We start from the raw sequence: 19,571 nt of genomic DNA on the forward strand, positions 1-19,571 counted from the left end.
ATTCAAACCTGTGCGATCCACTTACGATGGGTATGGATCGACATCAAAACCCCAAACGCTGACAGCAATGTCACCAGCGAAGTTCCGCCGTAGCTAATGAACGGCAACGGCACCCCAACCACCGGCAACAGGCCACTGACCATACCGATGTTGACGAAAACGTAAACAAAAAACGTCATTGTTAGGCTGCCGGCAAGCAATTTGCCGAACAGCGTCTGCGCCTGGGCAGTAATCACCAGGCCGCGACCGATCAGCAGCAAGTAAATCAGCAACAGTGCGCAGATGCCTACCAGGCCGAACTCCTCGCCCATCACCGCGATAATAAAGTCGGTGTGGCTTTCCGGCAAAAAGTCCAGGTGCGACTGGGTGCCCAGCAGCCAGCCCTTGCCGAATACGCCGCCGGAACCGATGGCCGCCTTCGACTGGATGATGTTCCAGCCGGTGCCCAGCGGGTCGCTCTCGGGGTCGAGGAACGTGAGGATTCGCTGCTTCTGATAGTCGTGCATGAAAAAGAACCACATGGCCACGGCCACCGGCACCGCTGCAGCCAGCACGCTGAGGATCCAGCGCCAGCGCAGGCCGCCCATGAACAGCACGAACGCGCCGCCCGCGAGGATCAGCAGCGAGGTACCGAGGTCGGGCTGGCGCACGATCAGGATAAACGGCACGCCAATCAATATCAGGCTGATGCCCACGTGCTTGAGCTGGGGCGGCAGTGTGCGTTTTGACAGGTACCAGGCGATGGTCGCCGGCATCAAAATCTTCATGAATTCCGACGGTTGGAAGCGAATCACCCCCGGGATATTGATCCAGCGAGTGGCGCCCATGGCGTTGTGGCCCATCACGTCCACCACCACCAGCAGCAACACGCCGGCGACGTAACCCAGCGGCACCCAGCGCGCCATGAAGCGCGGCTCCAACTGGGCAATCACCACCATCGACAACAGGCCCAGGCCAAACGAGGACGCCTGCTTGATCAGCAGGTCCCAGTTCTTGCCACTGGCCGAATACAGGACGAACAGGCTGCCCGCCGCCAGGGTCAGCAGCAGGATCAGCAACGGGCCATCAATGTGCATGCGCTGCAGCAAGGTGGCGCGTCGGCGCATCACATCCTCGCTGGAAAGGATGCGATCAAAATTACTCTTCACTGGCCGTAACCTCGGTGCTTGAAGGGGGGCCGCCATATTCGGGCTTGAGCCTGCCGTCGTCGGCCAACAGCCAGGCGTCCATCACCTGGCGCACCACGGGCGCGGCCACGCCGGAGCCGGACTCGCCGTTTTCGACCATCACCGCCACGACGATTTTCGGGTTGTCGGCCGGGGCAAAGCCGACGAACAAGGCGTGGTCACGGTGACGTTCCTGAACTTTGGAGCGGTCGTATTTCTCGCCCTGCTTGATCGCGACCACCTGGGCCGTACCGCTCTTGCCGGCAATCCGGTACTGCGCGCCCACTGCCGCTTTACGCGCTGTACCCCGGGCGCCGTGCATCACTTGCTGCATGCCGTGGTTAACCTTGGTCCAGTCGGACGGGTCGCGCAGCACAATGTCGGGAATCGGGTTTTCATCCAGCGGGCGTTCGCCCTCGATGGTCTTGGCCAGGTGCGGACGGTTCCACACACCTTTGTTGGCCACCAGCGCAGTGGCCTGGGCCAGTTGCAGCGGCGTGGCCTGCATATAACCCTGGCCGATCCCCAGGATCAGGGTTTCGCCCGGGAACCAGGCCTGGCGGCGGGTCGCACGCTTCCATTCACGGGAAGGCATCAGGCCCGGAGATTCTTCGAACATGTCCAGGGAGACTTTCTGACCGAGGCCGAACTTGCCCATGTAGGCCGACAGCCGATCAATCCCCAGCTTGTGGGCCAGGTCATAGAAGTAGGTGTCGTTGGAACGCATGATCGCCGTGTCCAGGTCCACATAGCCGTCGCCGGTGCGGTTCCAGTTACGGTATTTGTGATCGTAGTTGGGCAGCATGTAGTAACCGGGGTCAAACACGCGGCTCGATGCCGTGACCACACCGGAATCCAGGCCGGCAATCGCCACCGCTGGCTTGATGGTCGAGCCCGGCGGATACAGGCCGCGCAGCACGCGGTTGAACAACGGCCGGTCAATGGAATCACGCAACTCGGCATAGGCCTTGAAGCTGATCCCGGTGACAAACAGGTTCGGGTCAAAACTTGGCTGGCTGACCATCGCCAGCACTTCGCCAGTGCTTGGGTCCAGCGCTACCACGGCACCCCGGCGACCGCCCAGGGCCATCTCCGCCGCTTCCTGCAACTTGATGTCCAGGCTCAGCACGATGTCCTTGCCGGGCACCGGGTCGGTGCGCTTGAGCACCCGCAGCACGCGGCCACGGGCGTTGGTCTCGACTTCCTCGTAACCCACCTGCCCGTGCAGTTCCGGCTCGTAGAAACGCTCGATGCCGGTCTTGCCGATATGGTGGGTGCCGCTGTAGTTGACCGGGTCGAGGGTCTTCAGCTCTTTCTCGTTGATCCGGCCCATGTAGCCCACCGAATGTGCGAAGTGCGCCCCTTGCGGGTAGTGCCGCACCAACTGTGCCACCACTTCCACACCCGGCAGCCGGAACTGGTTCACCGCGATCCGGGCGATCTGCTCTTCGGTCAGCTCGAACAGGATCGGCACCGGCTCGAATGGCCGGCGCCCCTGCTTCATGCGTTTTTCGAAGATCACTCGGTCTTCCGGCGTCAGTTGCAGCACTTCGACGATTACATCGAGGATTTGCTGCCAGTCGCCGGAACGCTCGCGGGTCATGCTCAGGCTGAAGCTGGGCCGGTTATCCGCTACCACCACGCCATTGCGGTCGAAAATCAGCCCACGGGTCGGCGGAATCGGCTGCACGTGCACCCGGTTGTTTTCCGACAGCGTGGAGTGATAGTCGTACTGGATCACCTGCAGGAAATACAGGCGGGCAATCAACACGCCCAGCAGTACCACCACCAAAATCGCGCCGAACACCACCCGCGCGCGTACAAGACGTGCGTCTTTCTCGTGGTCCTTGATGCGGATCGGCTGGGTCATCAGGCAGGGCGCAGATTATTTGTGGTAAGGGTGCCCGGACAGAACTGTCCAGGCGCGATACAGCTGTTCACCGATCAGGATTCTTACCAACGGGTGCGGCAGTGTCAGGGGCGACAGCGACCAGCGCTGGTCCGCCCGCGCGCACACTTCCGGCGCCAGCCCTTCGGGGCCGCCGACCATGAAGTTGACCGTGCGCGAATCCAGGCGCCAGCGATCCAGTTCCACCGCCAACTGCTCGGTGCTCCAGGGCTTTCCGTGCACTTCGAGGGTCACGATCCGCTCGTTGGGCCCGACCTTGGCCAACATGGCTTCGCCTTCCTGACGGATGAAGCGGGCCACGTCGGCATTCTTGCCCCGGGTGTTGAGCGGTATTTCCACCAATTCAAGCGCCAATTCGGATGGCAGGCGCTTGGCATATTCATGCCAACCTTCTTCCACCCACTTGGGCATGCGTGAACCGACAGCGATCAGACGCAGGCGCACAGCCGTTCCTTATTCCTGGTCTTTATTGAGCTTGTCGAAGTGCGCGTGGCCAACTTCAGGGCTGTGGTGCTTGCCATCAGCGGCACGGCTCTGCTCGGCGCCTTTCCACAGACGCTCCAGGTCGTAGAACTGACGGGCGTTGCTGGTCATCATGTGAACGATCACGTCGTCCATGTCCAACAGAACCCAGTCGCTGTCGCCCTTGCCTTCTTCACCCAATGGCTTGACGCCCTGGGCTTTGACCGCTTCGCGAACCTTGTCCAGCATCGCGCCGATCTGGCGGTTGGAGGTACCGGTGGCGATGATCATGAAGTCGGTGATGCTCTGCTTGTCGCGCACGTCCAGGACCTGGATGTCCTGGGCCTTCACGTCTTCCAGGGCAGCCACGGCAACCTTGACCAGCTCTTCGCCAGCCAGCTCAGGGCCGGTGTGGGCTTCTACTGGCAGAGGAGCGCTCTTGAACGTGCCTTTGCGCTTAACTTTGCTTACGTCTTTGTTCGTCATATAAAACTCGTTTTGCTCGTATGTTCGGGCGCTCGCTGCACGACTGTTCGTGCGTTCAAGCGCGCCTTTTCAGTTCGACGCACGGTAAAGCCCGTGCGCATCGATGTAGGCCAGGACCGCGTCAGGCACCAGGAAACGTACCGACTTCCCGCTGGCCAGCAGTTGACGGATCTGGGTGGCAGACACCGCAAGCGGGGTTTGCCAGACGAATGCAATATTCCCGCTCGGCCCGGTCAGGGCCAAAGGGTCACTTACCGACCGCGCTGCCAGCAGGTTGCGCAAGGCATCCGGCGATTCTGCGTCGGCATCCGGGCGTTGCAGCACCAGGATGTGGCAATGCTGGAGTAACTCTTCCCAGCGGTGCCAAGTGGGCAGGCCGCAAAACGCGTCCCAGCCCAAAAGTAGAAATAACTGGTCATCCGCAGCCAACTCGGCCCGCATCAGTTCCAGGGTGTCGACAGTGTAGGACGGTTTGTCGCGTTTGAGTTCGCGGTCGTCCACCACCAGCGGTGCAATGCCGTCCACAGCGAGGCGGACCATCTCCAGGCGCTGCTGCGCAGACACCTGCGGCGTGTCGCGATGGGGCGGCCGGGCATTCGGCACCAGGCGCAGCTCATCCAGCCCGAGGGCGTCCGCGACTTCCAGGGCGCTGCGCAAATGGCCGATGTGCACGGGGTCGAAGGTACCGCCGAGCAGCCCGATGCGTTTACCCATCAAGTGCGCACATGACCGTCACCGAAGACCACGTACTTCTCGCTGGTCAGCCCTTCCAGGCCAACCGGGCCGCGTGCGTGGAGCTTGTCGGTGGAGATACCGATCTCCGCCCCCAGGCCATATTCGAAGCCGTCGGCAAAGCGCGTCGAGGCGTTGACCATTACCGAAGCGGAATCCACTTCGTTGAGGAAACGCCGGGCATCGCTGAAATGCTCGGTGACAATGGCGTCGGTGTGCTTGGAGCCGTATTTATTGATGTGGTCGATGGCCTGGTCCAGGTCGTCGACAATGCGGATCGACAGGATCGGCGCCGTGTACTCGGTGTACCAATCCTGCTCGGTGGCTTCGATCACGTCGCTGCCGAGGATCGCTCGGGTACGTTCGCAACCGCGCAGCTCGACGCCCTTGTCGCGGTAGATGGCAGCCAGCGGCGGCAGCACGCGCTCGGCAATGCCGGCGTGCACCAGCAGGGTTTCCATGGTGTTGCACGGGGCGTAGCGATGAGTCTTGGCGTTGTCGGCAATGCGGATCGCCTTGTCGAGGTCAGCGGCGACGTCGATGAACACGTGGCAGACGCCATCCAGGTGCTTGATAACTGGCACCTTGGCATCGCGACTCACGCGCTCGATCAGGCTCTTGCCGCCGCGCGGCACGATCACGTCGACGAACTCCGGCATGGTGATCAGCGCGCCAACGGCGGCGCGGTCGGTGGTTTCCACCACTTGCACCACTTCGGCCGGCAGTTCGGCCACGGCCAGGCCCTGCTGAATGCACGCGGCAATGGCGCGGTTGGAATTGATCGCCTCGGAACCGCCCCGCAGGATGGTAGCGTTGCCGGACTTGAGGCACAGGCTCGCCGCGTCGATGGTCACGTTCGGGCGCGACTCATAGATGATGCCGATCACGCCCAGGGGCACGCGCATCTTGCCGACTTGAATGCCCGACGGCAGGTAGCGCATATCGCGGATTTCACCGATGGGGTCAGGCAGCTTGGCCACCTGACGCAAACCTTCGATCATGTCGTCGATACGGGCCGGCGTCAGCGCCAGGCGATCCAGCAACGCCGGCTCCAGACCATTGGCCCGGCCGTTGGCCAAATCCTGTTCATTGGCCGCGCTGAGCTCGGAGCGCGAAGCATCCAGAGCGTCGGCGGCCGCCAGCAAGGCGCGGTTCTTCTGCGCGGTGCTCGCACGGGCGATCAACCGCGAGGCCTGACGGGCAGCGCGACCCAGGCGGGTCATGTAGTCAAGAACGGACTCAGTCATGGTCTGGTGGGGTCTTGGCAAAGAGGAAAGCGGCAGATTATAGCTGTGACGCCGTCCTACGGACAGCGGTGAGGGGCGGATGGTCGAAATGAACTGTAAAAACCTGACGTTCAGCGGGAATTAAGGCTGGAGTTGTTATCATCCTGTCACATTTAGCCCTGTCACCTTTGATCGCCATGTCCAGTTTTGCCCCGCTGATCCCCCCCAACGCCCTGCCCGACGGCTTTTTCGACCGTGACGCGCAATTGCTCGCGCGGGAATTGCTCGGAAAAGTCATTCGCCATCGCGTCGGCGATTTGTGGCTGTCAGCGCGAATTATTGAAACCGAAGCCTATTACCTCGCCGAAAAAGGCAGCCACGCGTCGCTGGGCTACACAGAAAAGCGTAAGGCTTTGTTTCTGGACGGCGGCCACATCTATATGTACTACGCCCGCGGCGGTGACTCGCTGAACTTCAGCGCTCACGGCCCGGGAAATGCGGTGCTGATCAAATCGGCCTATCCATGGGTCGATGAAGTGTCCGGCCCGGCCAGCCTGGCGCAGATGCTGTTGAACAACCCGGACGCCAGCGGCAGGCCACGCGCCTCGCAAAAGCTGTGTGCCGGCCAGACCTTGCTGTGCAAGGCCCTGGGTTTGAAGGTGCCGATGTGGGACGCCAAGCGCTTTGATCAAGAGTTGCTGTACGTCGAAGACGTAGGCCTGGCGCCCGGCCAGGTTATCCAGACCACCCGCCTGGGCATTCCCGGCGGTCGCGATGAACACCTGATGTACCGCTTCGTCGATGCCGGCTATGCGCCGTATTGCACACGGAACCCGCTGCGCCGGGGCCAGGTCGAAGGCCGCGACTATTTTTTGATTTGAAAACCTACATAAACCTGTAGGAGCCCGGCTTGCCGGCGATAGCGGACTCAAGGACGCCATCGCCGGCAAGCCGGACTCCTACAAGGACGATCTACAAAAGGGAGTTGATTGTATGGGCCCATGGCTCGATGGCATTACCGGCTGGCTGACCCTGAACCCGCAATGGCTGGCCGTGGCGGTGTTTATCGTGGCGTGCGTGGAGTGCCTGGCTATTGCCGGCCTGATTGTCCCGGGCACGGTGTTGCTGTTTGCCATCGCCGCACTGGCCGGCAGCGGCGCGTTGTCCTTGGGGGAAACGCTGTTGCTGGGCTTCCTTGGCGGCCTACTGGGCGACGTTGTTTCCTACTTCCTTGGTCGCCATTTCCACCAGAACATCCGGCGCCTTCCGGGCCTGCGGCATCACCCTGAATGGATGAGCGGCGCCGAGACCTACTTCCAGAAGTACGGCATCGCCAGCCTGCTGGTAGGACGCTTCATTGGCCCGCTGCGGCCAATGCTGCCGATGGTCGCCGGCATGTGCGACATGCCCTTCCCGCGTTTTGCAGCCGTGAGCCTGTTGGCCGGCGCGGGCTGGTCGGTGGCGTATCTGCTGCCGGGCTGGGCCACCGGCGCGGCCTTCCGCCTGCCGTTGCCCGAAGGGTTCTGGCCGGAGGCCGGGATTGTCGTCGCGTGCCTTGCGGTGCTGATCGGCGTGAGCCTCAACAGCAGCCTGCGCGGTCACCGGCGCGCCACCCTGTGGATGGGTTGTATCGGCGGCACACTGTTGATTGCGCTGTTTATCGGCTATCCCTACCTGAACGACTTTGACCAGGGGCTGATGGCCCTGGTGCAGGAACACCGCGGCCCGGCGATCGACCGGGCGATGGTGATGGTGACCCAGCTCGGTGAGTTCAAGAAGATGTTCGTCGCCAGCGCGGTGCTGACTGGCCTGCTGGTAGTGGCGCGGCAATGGCGCCAGGCAATCTTTGTCGGCGCCACCCTGCTGGGCGCCGCGCTGATCAATACCGGCACCAAGCTGTTTTTTGCGCGGATGCGCCCCGAAGTGCTGACCGACCCGCTCACCAGCTTCAGCATGCCCAGTGGCCATGCGTCCGGTTCGTTTGCGTTCTTCCTGGCGTTGGCGGTGCTGGCCGGTCGCGGTCAACCTACCCGCCTGCGCCTGACCTGGCTGGTGCTGGGTTGCATCCCCGCCGCCACCATCGCCGTGTCCCGGGTGTACCTGGGCGCCCACTGGCCCACGGACATCCTCGCGGGCACCCTGCTGGCGATGACGGTATGCGCCTTCAGCCTGCACTTCAGCCAGCACCGCAGCCTGTTGCCGCCGATGCCGCCGAAAGTCTGGTGGTTGATATTGCCGGTATGTGGGGCGGTGCTCGGCTTCATTGCGTTTACCGGCACGTCCCACGCGCTACTCAGGTATGCCTACTAAGCAGGGCCCAGCCAATCCGATGGGGCAGCGCGGCGTTCCACACTGCGCTCGCGCCGCTCCAGAAGCATTTCGTCAGCAATATCCGCGGCGCGTTCGGCGATGTACTCCGCGCCGCGACTGTCGTTCAAATGAAGTATCTGCGTGGTGATGGCCATAAAAAACGCATCCCATACCACCTGCTCTGCCTGCGAAAGCCGAATCATCCTTTTCCCCTGATCATCGTTACGTGATTGCCAACTATTTCAGGCAACGGGATCAGGACAACGACGAAAAATCTGAAGATCGCAGCGGAAAACTCTCTGATCAGGTGAACAGCTCGCCCTGCAGCTCATCCAGCAATAGCTGAATCGCATCCAGCCGTTGCTGCGGGTCATCGAGCTGCAACAGGTCGATCTTGTCGGCTTCGGTGAAGGGCAGCAGGTACGCCAGTTGGTTGCCCAAGGCTTGCTGGCCATCGGCGTGGGTGCCCATGTCCAGGGACGCCACCATCGGGTGCTCGGCCAGGGCGTGGAGCAACGCCAGCAAGTCGGCGTCTTCTTCTTCCAAGGGCTGCTCCGGGTGTTCGTCAAGCCATTGCACTTCGGCCACCAACAGTTGGTCCTTCTGCACACCGGTGTCACGCACGCGAAAACGCCGGCCACCCTCGACCCGAATCCCCAGCAGTCCATTGTCCTGCTGCTTGAAGTCACGGATCAGCGCTTCGCAGCCAATCAACGCATAACCATCCGGTGCCAGCCCGACCTCCTTGCCGTCGAGAATGCACACCACGCCAAAGCTTTCGCCCTTTTTCATGCAGCGGCTGATCATGTCCAGGTAACGCGCCTCGAACAGTTGCAGGTCGAGGGTGCACCCGGGAAACAGCACGGTATTGAGCGGGAAAAGCGCCAGACTCATAAAGGTTTCCTTAAACCCGACTTAAATAACCAGCGACACGGCCAACGGCAGGAACACTGCCGTGGCCACGCCCATCAGACTCATGGCCAGCGCGGCAAAGGCGCCGGTCTCTTCGCTTTCCTGCAAGGCCACCGACGTACCCACGGCGTGGGCGGTCATGCCCAGGGCCATGCCGCGCGCCTCGGGGCTGTGTACGCCCAGGCGCGACAAATACGCCGGCCCGATCATCGCGCCGATCACCCCGGTGATCAGCACAAACACCGCCGCCAAGGCGGCCACACCACCGATCTGCTCAGCCACCAGCATCGCGATCGGCGAGGTTACCGACTTGGGCGCCATGGTCATCAGCATCATGTGTTCCGCGCCAAACCACCAGCCCAACAGCACGCACAGGCCGGTGGCCAATACGCCACCTATCACCAGCGTAGTAAAAATCGGCCAGAACAATTGGCGAATCCGTCGCAGATTCAGGTAAAGCGGCACCGCCAGGGCTACCGTCGCCGGGCCGAGCAGGATGCTCATGATCTCGGTGCTCTTGCGGTACTCGACGTAGGTCAAACCACAACCGAGCAGCACGCCGATCACCAGCAGCATCGACACCAGCACCGGTTGCAGGAAGATCCAGCGGGTTTTCTCGAAACCGGCCAGCACCAGTTGATAGGCGCCGAGGGTGATGCCGATGCCGAACAGGGGATGATGAATCACCGCAGCCCAGGCGCCCTGCCAATCCACGGTCATTGGCCCTCCTCCCGCTGCGCCTGACGCTTGACCAGCTTTTGCATCAGCACACCGACAAAGCCCATGGCCACCACCAGCGACAACACCAACGCGCCGACGATGGCCCAGAAGTCGGCAGCGATGTCCTTGGCATACACCATCACCCCCACCGCCGGCGGCACCAGCAGCAACGGCAGGTAACGCAGCAGGCTGCTGGCCGCCAGGCTCAGGGGCTCACCGACTTCGCCGCGCCAAACCAGGTATGCCAGCATCAGCAACAGGCCAATGATCGGCCCCGGCAACACCGGGACAAACAAATGATTGATGGCCGTGCCGAGCAATTGAAACAGCACCAGCCATGTCAGACCGCGTAACAGCATCCGTTCTTCTCCCCAAAAGCGTGTCGGCATTATAAGCACGCCGCCTCTATGGAACGGCATTCGCCAAAAGCATGGTGGGTTGACCGGGCCAAGTGCCCATGATGATCTACATTGGTTCTCTGGACCTGTCCAAAAAATACAAAATGACGAACTAAGGAGAGTCGCAATGCCCTCAGTACCCGTAGCGCAACTCAAGGATTATGTCGGCAAGGAACTGGGACGTTCCGCATGGCTCACCATCGACCAGGAGCGCATCAACCTGTTCGCAGAGGCCACCGGCGATTTTCAGTTCATCCACGTCGACCCGGTGAAAGCCGCCCAGACCCCGTTCGGCGGTACCATCGCCCACGGTTTCCTGTCGCTGTCGCTGATACCCAAGCTGATCGAAGACATCCTGATCATGCCCGAGGGCCTGAAGATGGCGGTCAACTATGGCCTGGACAGCGTGCGTTTCATCCAGCCGGTGAAGGTGGATTCCAGGGTGCGCCTGGCCGTGACCCTGACCGACGCCACCGAGAAAAAGCCCGGGCAATGGCTGCTTAAAGCCACTTGCACCCTGGAAATCGATGGCCAGGAAAAACCGGCGTACATTGCGGAGTCGTTGTCACTCTGCTTCGTCTGAGCCGGGCCGTGGTGAGCCCGTCTGCTCACCACATTTCATGTAAATTTATGTATAGATCTCGCAGCTGCGGCATACTCGGCGCTCAATTATCCGGATCCCGCTATGCGCCCACTCGCTCCCCTTGCTCTTGTCCTTTTGCTCACCGCGTGCGGCGACGGCGAATCGCTGTTGCCGCCCGATGCGCGGCTGCCCGATGGCGGTCGTTACCGGGGCGATGTGGTCAATGGCTTGCTGCAAGGCCAGGGCCGGGTGGATTACCCCAACGGCAGCTGGTACGCCGGTCAGTTCGACAAAGGCCAGTGGCACGGCCAGGGCGAATGGCATGGCAGCAACGGCGAAGTCTATAAAGGCCAGTTCCAGCAAGGCCTGTTCGACGGCCAAGGCAGCCTGACCACGGCGGGCAACAGCTACGTCGGCGGTTTCAAGCAAGGCAAGCGCAACGGCGAAGGCACCCTCAAAGAAGGGCAGATGACCTATCGCGGCGAATTCAAGGACGACCAGTATTCCGGCCTCGGCCGCCTCGAACTGGCCGACGGCAGCCAGTACCAGGGCCAGTTCGCCCACGGCAAACCCAACGGTGAAGGCCAGCGCAACGACGACAGCGGCAACCAGTTCAGCGGCCACTTCGTCGATGGCCAGCTGGAGGGCAACGGCACCTTCAACAGCGCCGACGGCGACATGTACATAGGCCACTTCAAGCAGAACCAGCTCAACGGCAAGGGCCGCTATGAAAACGCCGACGGCGACGTGTGGATCGGCGAGTTCAAGGAAGGCGCCCTCAGCGGCAAGGGCGAACTGATTGGGGTGGACGGCAGCCATTACGTGGGCCAATTCGTCGACTGGCGCTTCACCGGCCAGGGCCGCCTGAACCTCACTGACGGCAGCTTCTATATTGGCGGCTTCGACAGCGACAGTTATCAAGGGCGCGGCACCCTGGTGCTGACCGACGGCACGGTGCAGGCCGGCACCTGGGTCAACGGCATGCGGGTGCGCGACGCCGATGGCAAATTGTTGCCTGACCCGCTGGAGATCGGCCTGTTTGCCCAGGGCCGCCTGCTGGATGAGGCCCTCGCCGCGGTGCCCGCCTCCAAATCAGGGGTGGAGCTGTACACCCTGGTGGTGGCCGGCGACGGCAAACAAAGCGTATTCCTGCGTGAAGCCGACTACGTCAGCAACATGCTCGCCACACGATTCGGAGCCTATGGCCAGATCCGCCTGGTCAACCACCGCGACCATATCGCCGACCGCCCCATGGCCACCCGCGAAAGCCTGCGCCGTGCGGTCCAGACCCTCGCCGAACGCAGCGGCCCGCAAGACCTGGTGTTCATCTACCTGACCAGCCATGGCACCCACGAACACGAACTGGTGCTCGACCAGCCGCGCATGGAACTGGCCGACCTGCCCGCCGATGAGCTGGCCGCGGTAATGGCGCCGCTGAAAAACCGCGACAAGATCGTGGTGATTTCAGCCTGCTACTCCGGGGGTTTCATCCCGGCCCTCAAAGACGAACACACCCTGATCATGACCGCCTCACGCGCCGACCGCGTGTCGTTCGGCTGCTCCGAAGAGGCCGACTTCACCTACTTCGGCGACGCCCTCTTCGCCCAGGCCTTCAACCAGACCGATGATTTGCAGCAAGCCTTCAAGCTGGCGCAAACCCACGTGGCCGAACGCGAGCAGGCGGATAACTTCGAAGCCTCCGAGCCGCAGATCTGGGCCCCCAAAGGCGTCATTGCCCATTGGCAATTATTACGCAAACAGCAGGCACGAAAAGCGCTGGAAAGCGTCTCAATGAATAGCAAGGAAGCCAAGAGCAACTAAGCTGAATCTGTACCAAGGGGGAAACATCATGTACCTGACGCCTCAGCATATCTTGCTCGCCGGAGCCTCCGGCCTGACCGGTGAACACCTGCTGGACCGCCTGCTCAACGAACCGACCGTGACCCGCGTGCTGGCACCCAGCCGCAAACCGCTGGCCGAGCATCCACACCTGGAAAACCCGGTGGGTGACCCGGCGGTGTTCCTGCCGCAACTGAGCGGCCAGGTGGACATCGCCTTCTGCTGCCTGGGCACCACCATCAAACAGGCCGGCTCCGAAGAAGCCTTCCGTGCCGTCGACCTGGACATGGTCGTGGCCTTCGCCAAGCGTGCTCGGGAAATGGGCGCGCGGCACCTGATCGTGATCAGCGCGATTGGCGCCGACCCGAAATCCTCGATCTTCTACAACCGGGTCAAGGGTGAGATGGAACAGGCGTTGAAAGCTCAGGGTTGGCCACAACTGACCATTGTCCGGCCTTCGTTGCTGCTGGGTGAACGGTTGGAGCCAAGGTTGGCCGAGCAACTGGCTGGCCCATTGTCGCGACTGATTCCGGGCAAGTACCACGGCATTGAAGTGTGCGAACTGGCGCGGGCGATGTGGCGGCTGGCGCTGGAAGAGCAGGATGGGGTGCGGGTTGTGGAGTCGGATGAGTTGCGCAAGCTCGGCAAGTAGTTTTGCAGTGGGCCGGCTGGCCTCATCGCGGGCAAGCCCGGCTCCCACACTGACCGCGCTGTCATGGCGAACCCAGTCTCATGTGGGAGCTGGCTTGCCTGCGATGAGGCCAGCCGCCCCTTTCAGCCCCTAAAGCCCGCCCGTCGCGTTAAATCCAACCCCCAGCACCGTCAGCACCGACAGTGGCAACAGCAGCGTGTCGAGCAAGGCGCTGGCCGGTAGATCGACATGGGGATAGCTCGGCGCCTCGGCTCCGAAACGGTCCATCGCGCAGCACCCGCCCTGAATCGCATACATATCCAGGCGCGTCCCGGCATACACCACCGGCGCGCCGGGTTGCGCCGCGTCCAGCGTGCGCGCAGTGGCGCAACCGGTCAGATGCAACGCCAGCAACAGCATCAGAAATTTATTCATCACTGCTCAAATGGTGTTCGCCCCAGCGCGGCAGCATGTCCTGAGGGATATTCAGCAGGTTGAGAATCCGCGCCACCACAAAGTCCACCAGGTCATCGATGGTTTGCGGCTGGTGATAAAAGCCCGGCGACGCAGGCAAGATAGTCACGCCCATGTTCGACAGTTTGAGCATGTGTTCCAGGTGGATACTCGAATACGGCGCCTCGCGCGGCACCAGAATCAACTGGCGACGCTCCTTCAAGGTCACGTCCGCCGCACGTTCGATCAGGTTGTTGCAGGCCCCGGTGGCAATCGCCGACAGGGTCCCGGTGGAACATGGCACCACCACCATCGCGGCCGGCGCGCCGGAGCCAGAGGCCACCGGCGACATCCAGTCTTCCTTGCCATAGACCTTGATCTGCCCCGCCGCCGCACCGGTGTACTCGGTAAGGAAGGCCTGCATCATCTGCACCTTGGGCGGCAACGCAACGTCGGTCTCGGTGGCGAGCACCAGTTGCGCCGCCTTGGAGATCAGGAAGTGCACCTCGCGGTCTTCGCGCACCAAACAGTCAAGCAGGCGCAAGCCATAGGGCGCGCCGGACGCACCGGTCATCGCCAGGGTGACGCGCTCCGGGCCGCTCACTTCAGGGCCTCGGCCAGCTTGCCGTGCAGGCCGCCGAAGCCGCCGTTGCTCATGATCACCACATGGGTGCCGGGCTTGGCCTGGTGTTTCACGTGCTCGATGATGCCGTCCAGCGAGTCGCAGCAAATCGACGGCACGGTGCACAGCGCAGCGATGGCGGGCAGGTCCCAGCCAAGGTTGGCCGGTGCATACCACACCACTTGGTCGGCATCGTTGACGCTTTCGGGCAAACCGTCACGGTGGGCGCCGAGCTTCATGGAGTTGGAGCGCGGTTCGATAATCGCGATTACCTGGGCGTCCCCCACGCGCTTGCGCAAGCCATCCAGGGTGGTGGCGATGGCCGTCGGGTGGTGGGCAAAGTCGTCGTAGATGGTAATCCCGTTCACTTCAGCGACTTTTTCCATGCGGCGCTTGACGCTCTTGAACGCGCTCAAGGCGGCAATGCCCATGGACGGCACCACGCCGACGTGCCGCGCGGCCGCCAGGGTGACCAGGGCGTTGGCGACGTTGTGCTGGCCGGTCATGTCCCACTCGACGATGCCTTGGGCGACGCCTTCGAACAGGACTTCAAATTTTGAGCCGTCTTCGCTCAGCAGCTTGACCTGCCATTGCCCGCCCGCGCCCGTGGTTTGTACCGGGGTCCAGCAACCCATCTCGATCACCCGCTGCAAGGCCGGTTCGGTAGTCGGGTGAATCACCAGGCCTTCGCTGGGAATGGTACGTACCAAGTGGTGGAATTGCCGCTCGATAGCTGGCAGATCAGGGAAGATGTCAGCGTGATCAAACTCCAGGTTGTTCAGGATCGCCGTGCGCGGGCGGTAGTGAACAAACTTGGAGCGTTTGTCGAAGAACGCGCTGTCGTACTCATCCGCCTCGATGACAAAAAACGGCGTGTCACCGAGGCGCGCCGACACCGAGAAGTTTTGTGGCACACCGCCGATCAGGAAGCCCGGGCTCATGCCCGCATGCTCCAGCACCCAAGCCAGCATGCTGCTGGTGGTGGTCTTGCCGTGGGTACCGGCAACGGCGAGCACCCAACGGCCTTGCAGCACATGGTCGGCCAGCCATTGAGGACCAGACACGTACGGCAAACCTTTATTCAGTACATATTCGACCGCCGGGTTGCCGCGCACCATGGCATTGCCGATCACCACCAGGTCCGGAACCGGGTCGAATTGCGCCGGGTCGTAACCTTGGGTCAGCTCAATGCCCTGGGCCTGCAGTTGCGTGCTCATGGGCGGGTAAACGTTGGCGTCGGAGCCAGTAACGTGATGGCCCAGTTCTTTGGCCAACACTGCCATTGAGCCCATGAACGTGCCGCAAATACCGAGAATATGAATGTGCATAGTCGACCTCGTAAAACATCGAGGCAGGTTAGCGTAGGGAGGAACAAATCGCACCCTTTAGCTAACGGGCAATCCCGTGTTTGCGCAGCTTTCTATACAGGGTGTTACGGCTGACACCCAGTTGCTCGGCCGTGTGGCTCATATGCCAGCGCTGTTGCTCCAAGGCATTGAGCAGCGCCAGGCGCTCTGCGTCGTCCAGGGGCGAGTCCGAAAGCTCGTCCGCCCTCGCGGGCTGCGGGCGCGCCTGGCGAATCACTGCCGGCAAGTCTTCAAGCCCGATACGTCCGTCGTCACACAACGCCGCCAACGTGCGCAACACGGTGCGCAACTGCCGCACATTGCCCGGCCAGGCAAATGCCAGCAGTGCCTGCCGCGCGGGACTGTCAAGCAACACCGACTGATCGCCCGCCTCCTCCGCCAGCAGAAAATCCAGTAACTGCGACTTGTCGCTACGCTCACGCAGGGGTGGCAGGGCGATTTCCAGACCGTTCAGCCGGTAGTACAGGTCCTCGCGAAAGCTGCCGTCCTGTACCCGCTCCAGCAAATTACGGTGGGTGGCGCTGATGATTCTGACGTTCACCGCCTGTGGCTCGCCGCCGATAGGCACTACCAGCCGGTCTTCCAATACCCTTAACAGCCGGGTTTGCAACGCCAAGGGCATATCGCCGATTTCGTCCAGAAACAACGTGCCGCCGTCCGCCTGCTGCAGCTTGCCGCGCATGCCCTCCTTGCGGGCGCCGGTGAAGCTGCCGCCGCGGTAGCCGAACAGCTCGCTTTCGATCAGGCTTTCCGGGATGGCTGCACAGTTCAGTGCAATAAACGCTTTGTCGGCCCTGAGGCTGGCATGGTGCACCGCCTTGGCAAATGCCTCCTTGCCAGAGCCGGTTTCGCCATTGACCAGCAACGGCACGTCGCGCTCAAACACACGCAACGCCTTGCGGAAATCGTTTTGCAGCGCCGCGTCCCCCAGGCAAATGCCCGGCAGCCGCGCCCGCTCGGGCATCGGCTGAGGAACCGGCGCCGGCACACTGCGTGGCTGGCCGCGCAACACCGCGAACAACCCACGGCCATCGCGGGTACGCAGGGGCCAACTGGCGCTGGCATTCGCGCTGGCACGCCCGAGCAACTCATCCAGGGAGCAATCGAAAAACGCCTCCACCGGCTGCCCCAACAACCCACCACGAATTTGCCCAAGCAGGTTCAATGCACTCTGGTTCACCGCACAAATGCGCCCTTCGCCATCGAACGCCAGCAGCCCTTCACTGAAAAGGCCCACGGATTCGGCCTGCAAATGAAAACGCAGCAACCAGTGATTCTCGAAATGCCGCAGGAAGTAACAACTCTCGATCATCTTCGCCGAAAGATTGACCAGCGCCATAGTGTGGAACTGACTCTGGCGCGACACCGCCTCGCGCGCCGACGACACATCCAGCACCGCAAGCAGCTCACCATGGGGATCAAACACCGGACTGGCCGAGCAGGTAAGGCCGGTATGGCGGCCACGGAAGTGTTCATCGCGATGAATGGTGAGGGACTGGCGTTCCACCAGGCAGGTGCCGATGCCGTTCGTACCTTCGCAGGCCTCGCTCCAATCCGCGCCCAGCCACAACCCGGCGCGCTCGAAAATCTTGCGCTCGCTGGGAGCGGTGACACAGTTGAGGATCACCCCGCGAGCATCGGTGAGCAGCACCGCGTGGCCGGCACCGGAGAGTTGTTGATGCAGGCTGTTCATTTCGCTGCCGGCGATGCTCAGCACTTGTTGCAGGCGTTCGCGGCTTTCCAGCAGCCGGCCATGTTCGAGCACCGTGGGGGCCATGGTCAGCGCGGGGTCGAGGTGATAGTCCTCCAGGCAACGCAGCCAGGAGCGGGCGATGGACGGATCGCTGCCGGGGCCGTGCAGCGGGTCCTGGCCACGGGTGACGGTCAAGACTTGCTGGGCATGGCGACTGAAATGATCGTTTTGCATGTTCTTATTATTCTCCCTGCGTGAACTACAAACCGCGCGCGAGTGCCCAGCATCCTCCAGCCTCCCGACCATTGCAATCCCGGGCAGACCCACCGGTCACAGGCTGTACCGTTTGTGGCACAAACTGTCACTCGGGTTGTATCAAGTGTGTCACAGCAACGGTTTGCAACAACCTCCAACCCCTTGATTTACGGGCACTGCGAGGCACTGGCCCAACCTTTGCTCTACGCTTTAACAAGCACAACCGTGCGTCCTCCAATAAACACAAAAAGCCAGGAGATACTCACCATGCGTTACGCACACCCCGGTACTGAAGGCGCTATCGTTTCGTTCAAGGCCAAGTACGGCAACTACATCGGCGGTGAGTTTGTCGCGCCGGTCGATGGCAACTATTTCACCAACACCTCGCCGGTCAACGGCAAGCCCATTGCTGAATTCCCGCGCTCCACGGCCAAGGATATCGACAAGGCCCTGGACGCCGCCCACGCCGCCGCTGACGCCTGGGGCAAGACCTCGGCCCAGGACCGCTCGCTGGTGCTGCTGAAAATCGCCGACCGCATCGAACAGAACCTCGAACTGCTGGCCATCACCGAAACCTGGGACAACGGCAAGGCTGTTCGCGAAACCCTGAACGCCGACATCCCGCTGGCCGCCGACCACTTCCGCTACTTCGCCGGCTGCATCCGCGCCCAGGAAGGCAGCAGCGCCGAAATCAACGAACACACCGCCGCTTACCACTTCCACGAGCCGCTGGGCGTGGTCGGCCAGATCATCCCGTGGAACTTCCCGCTGCTGATGGCCGCCTGGAAACTCGCGCCAGCCCTGGCCGCCGGTAACTGCGTGGTGCTCAAGCCCGCCGAGCAAACCCCGCTGGGCATCAACGTGCTGATGGAACTGATCGGCGACCTGCTGCCGCCGGGCGTGCTGAACGTGGTGCACGGTTACGGCAAAGAAGCCGGCGAAGCCCTGGCCACCAGCAAGCGCATCGCCAAGATCGCCTTCACCGGCTCCACGCCAGTGGGCTCGCACATCATGCATGCGGCGGCAGAGAACATCATTCCGTCCACCGTTGAGCTGGGCGGAAAATCGCCGAACATCTTCTTCGCCGACATCATGAAAGCCGAGCCGCAATTCATCGAGAAGGCCGCCGAAGGCCTGGTGCTGGCATTCTTCAACCAGGGCGAAGTGTGCACCTGCCCTTCCCGCGCACTGGTGGAAGAGTCGATCTACGACGACTTCATGAAAGTGGTGATGAAGAAGGTCGAGTCGATCAAACGCGGCGACCCGCTGGACACCGACACCATGGTCGGCGCCCAGGCGTCCGAGCAGCAGTTCGACAAGATCCTGTCCTACCTCGAAATCGCCAAGGGCGAGGGCGCCGAGCTGCTGACCGGCGGCAAGGTCGAGAAGCTGACCGGCGATTTGGCCACCGGCTATTACATCCAGCCTACCCTGCTCAAGGGCACCAACCAGATGCGGGTGTTCCAGGAAGAAATCTTTGGCCCGGTGGTGAGCATCACTACCTTCAAGGATGAAGCCGAAGCCCTGGCGATCGCCAACGACACCGAGTTCGGCCTGGGTGCCGGCCTGTGGACCCGCGACATCAACCGCGCGTACCGCATGGGCCGGGCGATCAAGGCCGGGCGTGTGTGGACCAACTGCTATCACCTGTACCCGGCGCATGCCGCGTTCGGTGGTTACAAGAAGTCCGGTGTAGGCCGTGAGACTCACAAGATGATGCTTGATCACTATCAGCAAACCAAAAACCTGCTGGTGAGCTACGACATCAATCCGCTGGGCTTCTTCTAACTAACAACTCGCTCCCACA

General features: G+C 62.1%; 20 protein-coding genes. 6 read left to right on the top strand and 14 right to left on the bottom strand.

Annotated features, from left to right (window positions below; genetic code table 11):
• Positions 1-2: 2 nt before the first annotated feature.
• The 6 genes from rodA to V3W39_RS27860 all read right to left on the bottom strand — a co-directional run bounded on the left by rodA (position 3) and on the right by V3W39_RS27860 (position 6,002).
• Entirely contained in the window at positions 3-1,106 is a 1,104-nt protein-coding gene (rodA, locus tag V3W39_RS27835; protein WP_050442794.1) for a rod shape-determining protein RodA, read from the bottom strand.
• A 31-nt stretch (positions 1,107-1,137) separates the two neighbouring features.
• Positions 1,138-3,036, bottom strand: coding sequence for a penicillin-binding protein 2 (gene mrdA, locus V3W39_RS27840; RefSeq protein WP_010174783.1), 1,899 nt, complete (start codon positions 3,034-3,036; stop codon positions 1,138-1,140).
• Positions 3,037-3,051: 15 nt separating this feature from the next.
• Positions 3,052-3,519: a 23S rRNA (pseudouridine(1915)-N(3))-methyltransferase RlmH gene (rlmH, locus tag V3W39_RS27845; protein WP_003185785.1), complete on the bottom strand. Its 468-nt coding sequence runs from the start codon at positions 3,517-3,519 to the stop codon at positions 3,052-3,054.
• 9 nt (positions 3,520-3,528) lie between these two features.
• Positions 3,529-4,023 carry a ribosome silencing factor gene (gene rsfS, locus V3W39_RS27850; RefSeq protein ID WP_003215432.1) on the bottom strand — a complete coding sequence of 165 codons (495 nt, stop codon included), beginning with the start codon at positions 4,021-4,023 and terminating at the stop codon, positions 3,529-3,531.
• 69 nt (positions 4,024-4,092) lie between these two features.
• Positions 4,093-4,737 carry a nicotinate-nucleotide adenylyltransferase gene (gene nadD / locus V3W39_RS27855; protein WP_177043301.1) on the bottom strand — a complete coding sequence of 215 codons (645 nt, stop codon included), beginning with the start codon at positions 4,735-4,737 and terminating at the stop codon, positions 4,093-4,095.
• A complete protein-coding gene (locus V3W39_RS27860) occupies positions 4,737-6,002 on the bottom strand; it encodes a glutamate-5-semialdehyde dehydrogenase (RefSeq protein WP_259196730.1) in 1,266 nt (421 codons plus the stop codon). Before V3W39_RS27860 ends, nadD begins: the two co-directional genes overlap by 1 nt.
• A 176-nt stretch (positions 6,003-6,178) precedes the next feature.
• On the opposite strand from V3W39_RS27860, the gene V3W39_RS27865 reads away from it, so the two are divergent.
• Positions 6,179-6,862 (top strand): DNA-3-methyladenine glycosylase, encoded by a 684-nt coding sequence (locus tag V3W39_RS27865; protein ID WP_330213772.1) that lies wholly within the window; start codon positions 6,179-6,181, stop codon positions 6,860-6,862.
• A gap of 112 nt (positions 6,863-6,974) precedes the next feature.
• The gene (locus V3W39_RS27870) at positions 6,975-8,291 is read left to right on the top strand and encodes a bifunctional DedA family/phosphatase PAP2 family protein (protein ID WP_177043298.1); all 1,317 of its coding nucleotides are present in this window, start codon (positions 6,975-6,977) and stop codon (positions 8,289-8,291) included.
• Here the strand turns inward: V3W39_RS27870 and V3W39_RS27875 are convergent.
• From V3W39_RS27875 to V3W39_RS27890, 4 genes are all read right to left on the bottom strand, one after another.
• Positions 8,288-8,494, bottom strand: coding sequence for a hypothetical protein (locus V3W39_RS27875; protein ID WP_177043297.1), 207 nt, complete (start codon positions 8,492-8,494; stop codon positions 8,288-8,290). The genes V3W39_RS27870 and V3W39_RS27875 overlap by 4 nt on opposite strands.
• Before the next feature lie 100 nt (positions 8,495-8,594).
• Entirely contained in the window at positions 8,595-9,185 is a 591-nt protein-coding gene (locus tag V3W39_RS27880) for an LON peptidase substrate-binding domain-containing protein (RefSeq protein WP_177043296.1), read from the bottom strand.
• A gap of 21 nt (positions 9,186-9,206) precedes the next feature.
• Positions 9,207-9,923, bottom strand: coding sequence for an LrgB family protein (locus tag V3W39_RS27885; RefSeq protein ID WP_177043295.1), 717 nt, complete (start codon positions 9,921-9,923; stop codon positions 9,207-9,209).
• Positions 9,920-10,282 (bottom strand): CidA/LrgA family protein, encoded by a 363-nt coding sequence (locus tag V3W39_RS27890; protein ID WP_177043294.1) that lies wholly within the window; start codon positions 10,280-10,282, stop codon positions 9,920-9,922. Before V3W39_RS27890 ends, V3W39_RS27885 begins: the two co-directional genes overlap by 4 nt.
• A gap of 166 nt (positions 10,283-10,448) precedes the next feature.
• Here V3W39_RS27890 and V3W39_RS27895 point away from each other — a divergent pair, with 166 nt between their 5' ends.
• From V3W39_RS27895 to V3W39_RS27905, 3 genes are all read left to right on the top strand, one after another.
• Positions 10,449-10,904 carry a MaoC family dehydratase gene (locus tag V3W39_RS27895; RefSeq protein WP_010174760.1) on the top strand — a complete coding sequence of 152 codons (456 nt, stop codon included), beginning with the start codon at positions 10,449-10,451 and terminating at the stop codon, positions 10,902-10,904.
• A gap of 102 nt (positions 10,905-11,006) precedes the next feature.
• Positions 11,007-12,725, top strand: coding sequence for a C13 family peptidase (locus tag V3W39_RS27900; protein WP_177043293.1), 1,719 nt, complete (start codon positions 11,007-11,009; stop codon positions 12,723-12,725).
• Positions 12,726-12,753: 28 nt separating this feature from the next.
• Positions 12,754-13,395 carry an oxidoreductase gene (locus V3W39_RS27905; protein WP_010174756.1) on the top strand — a complete coding sequence of 214 codons (642 nt, stop codon included), beginning with the start codon at positions 12,754-12,756 and terminating at the stop codon, positions 13,393-13,395.
• Between the two features lie 129 nt (positions 13,396-13,524).
• Here V3W39_RS27905 and V3W39_RS27910 read toward each other — a convergent pair whose 3' ends face one another.
• The 4 genes from V3W39_RS27910 to V3W39_RS27925 all read right to left on the bottom strand — a co-directional run bounded on the left by V3W39_RS27910 (position 13,525) and on the right by V3W39_RS27925 (position 17,743).
• Positions 13,525-13,809 (bottom strand): YceK/YidQ family lipoprotein, encoded by a 285-nt coding sequence (locus V3W39_RS27910; protein ID WP_177043292.1) that lies wholly within the window; start codon positions 13,807-13,809, stop codon positions 13,525-13,527.
• Positions 13,802-14,431, bottom strand: a complete 630-nt coding sequence (gene ubiX / locus V3W39_RS27915) for a flavin prenyltransferase UbiX (protein WP_003219402.1) — start codon at positions 14,429-14,431, stop codon at positions 13,802-13,804. Before ubiX ends, V3W39_RS27910 begins: the two co-directional genes overlap by 8 nt.
• Entirely contained in the window at positions 14,428-15,777 is a 1,350-nt protein-coding gene (gene mpl, locus V3W39_RS27920) for a UDP-N-acetylmuramate:L-alanyl-gamma-D-glutamyl-meso-diaminopimelate ligase (RefSeq protein ID WP_177078036.1), read from the bottom strand. The genes ubiX and mpl overlap by 4 nt, the downstream gene beginning before the upstream one ends.
• A 61-nt stretch (positions 15,778-15,838) precedes the next feature.
• On the bottom strand, positions 15,839-17,743 hold the full coding sequence (locus V3W39_RS27925) for a sigma-54-dependent Fis family transcriptional regulator (protein ID WP_330213773.1): 1,905 nt from the start codon (positions 17,741-17,743) through the stop codon (positions 15,839-15,841).
• Between the two features lie 288 nt (positions 17,744-18,031).
• Here V3W39_RS27925 and exaC point away from each other — a divergent pair, with 288 nt between their 5' ends.
• On the top strand, positions 18,032-19,552 hold the full coding sequence (gene exaC, locus V3W39_RS27930; RefSeq protein WP_177043289.1) for an acetaldehyde dehydrogenase ExaC: 1,521 nt from the start codon (positions 18,032-18,034) through the stop codon (positions 19,550-19,552).
• Positions 19,553-19,571: the final 19 nt, after the last annotated feature.

Origin of the sequence: Pseudomonas sp. Z18(2022) (assembly GCF_036346535.1) — a bacterium.
Lineage (GTDB): Bacteria > Pseudomonadota > Gammaproteobacteria > Pseudomonadales > Pseudomonadaceae > Aquipseudomonas > Aquipseudomonas yamanorum_A.